Origin of the sequence: Pseudomonas sp. 34 E 7 (assembly GCF_900005715.1) — a bacterium.
GTDB lineage: Bacteria > Pseudomonadota > Gammaproteobacteria > Pseudomonadales > Pseudomonadaceae > Aquipseudomonas > Aquipseudomonas orientalis_A.
This window is the reverse complement of sequence record NZ_CVTX01000180.1, coordinates 34876-43313: the sequence shown is the minus strand read 5'-3', so window position 1 is coordinate 43313 and position 8438 is coordinate 34876. Positions and strand designations below refer to the sequence as shown.

General features: G+C 63.2%; 3 protein-coding genes and 1 rRNA gene. All 4 read left to right on the top strand.

The window, feature by feature from the left end; genetic code table 11:
* Positions 1-85: ribosomal RNA gene (gene rrf, locus BFP96_RS24445) — 5S ribosomal RNA — on the top strand; the annotation flags it as partial.
* A 135-nt stretch (positions 86-220) separates the two neighbouring features.
* Positions 221-3673: an exodeoxyribonuclease V subunit gamma gene (gene recC / locus BFP96_RS24440; RefSeq protein WP_065937171.1), complete on the top strand. Its 3453-nt coding sequence runs from the start codon at positions 221-223 to the stop codon at positions 3671-3673.
* Positions 3670-7341, top strand: coding sequence for an exodeoxyribonuclease V subunit beta (recB, locus tag BFP96_RS24435; protein ID WP_065937170.1), 3672 nt, complete (start codon positions 3670-3672; stop codon positions 7339-7341). Before recC ends, recB begins: the two co-directional genes overlap by 4 nt.
* Positions 7338-8438: exodeoxyribonuclease V subunit alpha (gene recD / locus BFP96_RS31435; protein ID WP_256549187.1), on the top strand; the 1101-nt coding region annotated here is incomplete at its 3' end. The genes recB and recD, both read left to right, overlap by 4 nt.

Genomic DNA, 8438 nt, shown 5'->3' with positions numbered 1-8438 from the left:
ATCCCATCCCGAACTCAGCAGTGAAACGATGCATCGCCGATGGTAGTGTGGGGTTTCCCCATGTGAGAGTAGGTCATCGTCAAGATTAAATTCCGAAACCCCAATTGCGAAAGCAGTTGGGGTTTTGTTTTGGGCGCTTGAAAAGTATCAAGGCGCTCATGGCAATGGTCTTCAGTGCTAAAGTCCAAGCCTCGATTTTTGCTTTTCCAAGGAAACCGTTATGCCGGGTGCGACGTCCCTCAGCGCAGGATTCATGGTGGTTCACGGTAACCGCCTGGACGAGTTGCGCAGCCTGGTAGTCAGCTGGATGCGTCGTTATCCCCTGGCGCCCCTGGAAAATGAAATTGCTCTGGTCCAAAGCAATGGCATCGCTCAATGGCTCAAGCTTGCCCTGGCCGAAGATCCGCAGGAAGACGACATGGGGGGCTGTGGCATCGCCGCGGCAATCGATGTGCAATTGCCCGGCAGTTTCATGTGGCAGCTCTATCGCATGGTGCTGGGTCGTGACGAAATCCCCCCCAAGTCTCTGCTGGATAAGGCCCCGCTGACATGGCGACTCATGCGTCTGCTCCCGGAGCTCATCGATCAGCCCCATTTCGAGCCGTTGCAACGCTTCCTGACCCACGACACCGACCTGCGCAAACGCTACCAGCTTGCCGAGCGGCTGGCCGACTTGTTCGACCAATACCAAGTGTATCGCGCCGATTGGCTGGAAGACTGGGCGGCGGGGCGCCATCAATTACGCAACGGCCGTGGCGAATCCAAACCCCTCAACCCCGCCAACTGCTGGCAGGCTGAATTATGGCGCGCGTTGCTGCTCGACGTAGGGGAGCAGGGCATGGCCGAGAGCCGTGCCGGCGTTCATCAGCGGTTTATCGAACGCATCAACACACTCGAGCAAGCGCCGCCCGGCTTGCCTTCCCGCGTGATTGTTTTCGGCATTTCATCGCTGCCCGCCCAGGCGCTCGAAGCACTGGCGGGCCTGGCTCGTTTCACCCAAGTGTTGCTGTGCGTGCACAACCCTTGCCGCCATCATTGGTCGGACATCGTGGCCGACAAAGACCTGCTGCGTAACGAATACAAGCGCCAGGCGCGCAAAGCGGGCATGCCCGTCACCATTGATCCTCACACCTTGCACCAGCACGCTCACCCGCTGCTCGCCGCCTGGGGCAAGCAGGGGCGTGACTACATCAGCCTGTTGGACAGTTATGACGACCCCAACAGCTACCGCGCCGCCTTCCGTGATGGTCGTATCGACTTGTTCAGCGAGAGCCAACCCACCACGCTGCTCAACCAGCTTCAGGACGACATCCTGGAGTTGCGCCCACTCGATGAAACCCGTGAGTTCTGGCCGGCGGTCGACCTCACACGCGACGCATCCATTCGCTTTCACATCGCCCACAGCGCCCAACGCGAAGTGGAGATTCTCCACGACCAATTACTCCAACGTTTCAGCGCCGACCCCACGTTGCGCCCTCGGGACATCATCGTCATGGTCCCCGACGTCGACAGCTATGCACCGCACATTCGCGCGGTGTTCGGTCAACTGGAAAGAAACGACCCACGCTTCATTCCATTCACCCTGACAGACCAGGGGCAACGTGGTCGTGACCCGCTGTTGATCGCGGTCGAGCATCTGCTCAAACTCCCCGACAGCCGTTTCCCTGTCAGCGAAATTCTCGACCTGTTGGATGTGCCGGCCCTGCGCGAACGTTTCGCCATCAATGAGCGCGACCTGCCTACACTGCATCGCTGGATTGAAGGCGCGGGCATCCGCTGGGGGCTCAACGCCGAACAGCGTGCGGGCCTGGGGCTGCCCGCAGAACTTGAGCAGAACAGCTGGCGATTCGGCCTGCGGCGGATGCTGCTGGGCTACGCCGTCGGCACGGGTGTGGCGTGCGAAGGCATCGAGCCTTACGACGAGATCGGTGGGCTTGATGCGGCGCTGATTGGTCCACTGGTCGCCTTGCTCGATGCCTTGAATGACGCGCACCAGGCGCTGTCGCAACCCGCACCTCCCCACGTGTGGGGCGAGCGTCTGCAACGCTTGATGCAACTGTTTTTCCTGCCCGGCAGCGAGCACGATGACTACCTGCTTGGCCAGCTTGAACAGTTAAGAGAGACGTGGCTGGAAACCTGTGAATCCGTCGGCCTGCAGGATGAATTACCGCTCACCGTGGTCCGTGAGGCCTGGTTGGCCGGGCTCGACCAGGGCCGCCTGTCCCAGCGCTTCCTGGCGGGCGCGGTCAATTTTTGTACCTTGATGCCCATGCGCGCGATCCCGTTCAAGCTGGTCTGCCTGCTCGGCATGAATGATGGCGACTACCCGCGTGCCCAGCCGCCACTGGACTTTGACCTGATGGGCAGCGACTACCGTCCCGGCGATCGTTCACGCCGTGAAGACGATCGCTACCTGCTGCTCGAAGCCCTGCTGTCCGCGCGCGACCAGCTCTACATCAGCTGGGTCGGCCGCAGCATCCGCGACAACAGCGATCGCCCGGCCTCGGTGCTGATCGGCCAACTGCGCGACCACCTCGCCAGTGGCTGGCATAACGCCCAAAGCGCCGAACCCCTGATCGACGCAATGACCCAGGAACACCCGCTCCAACCGTTCAGCGCCCGCTACTTCCATGAAGGCGACCCGCTGTTCAGTTACGCTCGCGAATGGCAGTTGCTGCATGAGGCCCCAGCCGCACTGGTGCACGACCACGCGCTGGCACCGCACCACCAGGAAGAGCCCCTGAGCCTCGGCCAGTTACAGGATTTCCTGCGCAATCCGGTCAAACATTTCTTCAGCCAGCGTCTGAAAGTGTTCTTTGAAGCCGCCGAAGTACCGCTGGCCGACGAAGAACCCTTCGTGCTCGACGCACTGCAACGCTACACCCTCAGCGACAGTCTGCTCAACGCAGCACTGGCCCGGCCCGACCAGCTTGATCAGGCGCTCAACGCCCAAGCCTTGCGCCTGCAAGGCAGTGGCCTGCTGCCGATGGTCGGCTTCGGCGAATGCCTGCGCAACGAGCTGATCGAGCCATTGCCGGACCTGTTGCAGCGCTATCAGCACCTGCTGGCGCTCTGGCCAACCCCAGACATTGGCGCGCAACCGATCAGTTTCGCGTACCAGGGCATTCAGCTCGAAGGCTGGATCAGCGGCCTGCACCGGCGCGGTGACGGCGGTTTGTTAAGCGTGACCACCATCCCCAACAGCATCGGCTCGATCAAGACGCGCAAGTGGCACCGCCTGATCCGCCCCTGGGTCAATCATGTGGTCGCCTGTGCCTGTGGCGTGCCGTTGAGCACCGGCCTGGTAGCCAGTGACGACACCTTGCTGCTGGCCCCGTTGGACACTGCCACCGCTCAGAGCCTCCTCGGTGACTTGCTGCTTGCCTGGCACATCGGCATGAGCAAACCGCTGCCCGTCGCGGTAAAGACCGCCTTTGCCTGGCTCGGCCAGACCGATCCGGCCAAAGCTCACGCCGCTGCCAGCAAAGCCTACGAGGGCGACGGTATCACCACCGATGGCGAACGCCGCGAAACGCCTGCGCTCACTCGCCAGTTCCCCAACTACGCCACGCTGGTCGCCAGCGAAGAGTTCGAAGGCTGGTGCGAAACCTTGTATCGCCCCCTGCTCAACACCCCCTGGCGCTCACTGTCCAGCGAGGAGGCCGGCGCATGACCAGTAAACCCCTGGCCCTGGCCTTTCCGCTCAAAGGCAGCCAGCTGATTGAAGCCAGCGCCGGCACCGGCAAAACTTTCACGATTTCGGCCCTGTACCTGCGGCTGGTGCTCGGCAACGGTGGCGATGAGTCCGGTTTCGGCCGTGAACTGCTACCGCCGCGAATCCTCGTGGTGACCTTCACCGACGCCGCCACCAAGGAGCTGCGTGAACGTATCCGTATCCGTCTGGCGGAGGCCGCGCGGTTTTTCCGTGACGAAATCGAGCAGCCCGACGCCTTGATCGCCGACCTGCGTCACCAATACCCCAGTGAACAATGGCCCGCCTGCGCCAATCGGCTGGACATCGCCGCGCAGTGGATGGACGAGGCAGCGGTCTCGACGATTCACAGTTGGTGCCAGCGCATGCTGCGCGAACACGCGTTCGACAGCGGCAGCCTGTTTACCCAGACCCTGGAAACCGACCACAGCGACTTGCTCGGTGAAGTGCTGCGCGACTACTGGCGCCTGTTCTGCTACCCGATGCATGACGACGCGCTCAACTGGGTGCGCAACAACTGGGGCGGCCCGGCCGCGTTGATGCCACGGGTGCGCGCGCTGTTCGGCAGTGAGCGGCCCGCCGAAGACAGCCGCGAGCCCGCCGAAATAATCGCTGCCTGCCTGCAAGAGCGTCGCGAGGCACTGACCAACATCAAGGCCCCCTGGCAACAATGGGCCGTCGAGCTGCGTGATCTGTGCCTGCAAGCCGTGGCCGCCAAAGCGGTCGATGGACGTAAAATGCAGGCGCGTTATTTCGAGCCCTGGTTTGAAAAAATCAGTGCCTGGGCCGCCGACGAAACCCTGGAACAACTGGATATTGGCACCGGCTTTACCCGGCTGACTCCCGAGGGTATGGCCGAAGCCTGGAAAGGCGAGCCGCCACGGCATCCCGGCATCGACGCCATGGCCGGTCTGAAAGCGGCCCTTGACGCACTGCCCACCCCGGACGCCGCGGTGTTGCAACACGCCGCCGCCTGGGTGGGCAAGCGCTTCGAAGAAGAGAAGCGGCGTCGCGCTGAAATGGGCTTCGACGACATGCTGATCCGCCTCAACGCCGCGCTCCAGGCCGACGGCGGCGAGCGCCTGGCCAGCGTGATCCGCGAGCAATTCCCGGTGGCCTTGATCGATGAATTCCAGGACACCGACCCGGTGCAATACAGCATCTTCGACAGCATTTACCGTATCGAAGAAAACCACCTGGACAGCGGCCTGTTCCTGATCGGCGACCCCAAGCAGGCGATCTACGCCTTCCGGGGCGCGGACATCTACACCTACCTGCGCGCCCGGCAATCCACCACCGGTCGCCACCACACGTTGGGCACCAACTTCCGCTCCAGCCACGCGATGGTCGAAGCGGTAAACCATCTGTTCCAGCGCGCGGAAACCGGCCGCGGCGCGTTCCTGTTTCGTGAGCCCGACGGCCATAACCCGGTGCCGTTCCACTCGGTGCTGTCCCAGGGCCGCAAAGAACAGCTGCAGGTCGACGGCCAGACGCTGCCGGCAATGAACCTTTGGCATTTAGCCACCGACCAACCGATTTCCAATGTGCTGTATCGCCAGCAACTGGCGGCTGCTTGCGCCACGCAGATCGTCGAATTGCTTAACGGTGGGCAGCAGGGCAGCGCAGGCTTTGCCAGAGACGACACGTTCAAAGGCGTGCTGCCGTCAGACATCGCCATCCTCGTGCGAGACGGCAAGGAAGCCCAGGCCGTGCGCGCCGAGTTGGCGGCACGGGGCGTGCGCAGCGTGTACCTGTCGGACAAGGACTCGGTCTTCGCCGCCCAGGAAGCCCACGATCTGCTGGCCTGGCTCAAGGCCTGCGCCGAGCCGGACGTCGAGCGCCCGCTGCGCGCGGCCCTGGCCTGTGTCACCTTGAACCTGTCACTGACGGAACTGGAGCGTCTGAACCAGGATGAACTGGCGTGGGAAAGCCGCGTGATGCAGTTCCGGGGCTACCGCTCGATCTGGCGCTCCCAAGGCGTGCTGCCGATGCTGCGTCGCCTGCTGCATGACTTCAAGCTGCCGCAAACCCTGATCGCCCGCAGCGATGGCGAACGTGTGCTGACCAACCTGCTGCACCTCAGTGAGCTGCTGCAACAGGCCGCGTCGGAACTGGACGGCGAACAGGCATTAATTCGCCATCTTGCCGAGCACCTGGCGCTGTCGGGCCAGGCCGGTGAAGAACAGATCCTGCGCCTGGAAAGTGACGAGCAATTGGTCAAGGTGGTGACGATCCACAAATCCAAGGGCCTGGAATACGACCTGGTGTTCCTGCCCTTCATCTGCTCGACCAAACCGGTGGACGGCACGCGCTTGCCGCTGCACTACCACGACGCGCAGGGCAAATCCCACGTCAGCTTGCGGCCCACGGCTGAATTGATCGCCCAGGCCGATGATGAGCGCCTGGCCGAAGACCTGCGCTTGCTGTACGTCGCCTTGACCCGCGCCAAACACGCCTGCTGGCTGGGCATCGCCGACCTCAAGCGTGGCAACAGCGGCAGCTCCGTGCTGCACCTGTCGGCGCTGGGCTATCTGCTGGGCGCCGGTGCGCCGCTGGGTGAGTCCGCCGGCCTGGCACGCTGGTTGCTGGATGTGCAGCAGGGCTGCCCGGCCATCAGCTATGCCCAGGTGCCGCCAGCGCAAGACATCGTGTTCCACCCCCCGCGCAACGAAGCGATCTTGCTGGCTCCACTGTTGCCCAAACGCAAGGCGGCGGAGAACTGGTGGATTGCGTCCTACAGCGCCTTGCGCATTGGTGACAGTATGAGCGCCGCCAGTCTCGAAGCGCCTGAAAGCCCGCAGGCGCAGAAACTGTTCGATGACGAACGCCTTGATCCCGACGCACCGCGCGAAGTGGTGGCGTCCGGCGGCGATATTCATCGATTCCCACGCGGTCCGAATCCAGGCACTTTCCTTCACGGCTTGTTGGAGTGGGCCGGTGAAGAAGCATTCAACGTCAGCCTCGAGGCCATTGAAAAAGCTGTCGGGGCGCGTTGCAATCGGCGCAATTGGGAAGGCTGGATCGTCACCCTCAGCGCCTGGCTTGACCACTTGCTGCACGCGCCGCTGCCTCTGTACGACGGCCGGGTCAGTCTCAGCGCGCTGACGCACTACCAGATCGAAATGGAATTCTGGTTCGCCAGCCATAAGGTCGACGTGCTCGCCCTCGACAAACTGGTGTGCCAGCACACCCACCACGGCGTCTCACGCGTGGCGGCCGAACCGGTGTTGCTCAACGGCATGTTCAAAGGCTTTATCGACCTGACCTTCGAGCACGATGGCCGTTATTACGTGGCTGACTACAAATCCAACTGGCTCGGGCCTGACGATTCGGCCTACACCATGGAAGCCATGGAACAGTCGATCCTCGAGCATCGGTACGACCTGCAATACGTACTTTACCTGCTGGCCCTGCATCGCCAACTCAAGGCGCGCCTGCCGGATTACGACTACGAACGCCACGTCGGCGGCGCCCTCTACCTGTTCCTGCGCGGAACGCAGTCGGTGACCCAGGGCGCGTACTTCACCCGGCCGCCGCGTGAGCTGATCGAAGGGCTGGACCTGTTGTTCCAGGGCAAGCCTGTCCCGCCAAAAGCCGAGCCCACCTGGGAACAAGGAGTGCTGCTATGAGCCTGTCGCCGCTACTGCTGGAGGAACTGTCGCCGCTCAGTCGCGCCGCCGACCTGGTGCAACTGCTGGAGCGCTGGGTCGACCGTGGCTGGTTGCGGGCCCTGGACAGAGCCTTCGTCGGCTTCCTGCACGAGCTTGACCCACAGGCCGATCCCCTGGTGCTGCTGGCGGCGGCATTGACCAGTCACCAATTGGGTCACGGCCACGTATGCCTCGACCTGTTCGAAACCCTGCAGGCGCCGGACTTTGCCCTGTCGCTGCCGCCCGAAGGCGACCTGCAGACCGGCGCGATGCTGCTGCCGTCGCAATTGCTCGAGGGGCTGGACGGCGCCCACTGGTGTCATGTCCTGGCCACCAGCCGTTTGGTCGCGCCGGCGTTCGATGACAGTGAGTCGGCGCGGAGCCGCCCGTTGGTGCTGTCCGGAAAACGCCTCTATCTACGCCGCTATTGGGCTTATGAACGGCGCATCGACAGTGCCTTGCGCCTGCGGCTGGCCAGCCACGAAAGCGTCGCCGCCGATTTGCCGCAGCGCCTGAATGGTTTGTTCGATCAACCGGCGCCCGATGGCGTGATCGACTGGCAAAAACTCGCCTGTGCCCTGGCCACCCGGGGCGCATTCAGTATCGTCACCGGCGGCCCCGGCACCGGCAAGACCACCACCGTGGTGCGCCTGCTCGCGCTGTTGCAGGCGCCTGCCGTGGAGAGCGGCAATCCCCTGCGCATCCGCCTGGCCGCGCCCACCGGTAAAGCCGCCGCGCGTCTTACCGAATCCATCAGCCAGCAAGTGCTGTCGCTGAAAGTGCCCGACAGCGTGCGCGAAAAAATCCCGACCCAGGTCACCACGGTTCACCGGTTGCTGGGCAGCCGTCCGGGCACTCGGCACTTCCGTCACCACGTCGGCAACCCGTTACCGCTGGATGTGCTGGTGGTGGACGAAGCGTCGATGATCGATCTGGAAATGATGGCCAACCTGCTCGACGCTTTGCCGCCCCATGCTCGCCTGGTGCTGCTGGGTGACAAGGACCAGCTTGCGTCGGTGGAGGCGGGCGCGGTGCTCGGTGATCTGTGTCGCGATGCCGAGGCCGGCTGGTACAGC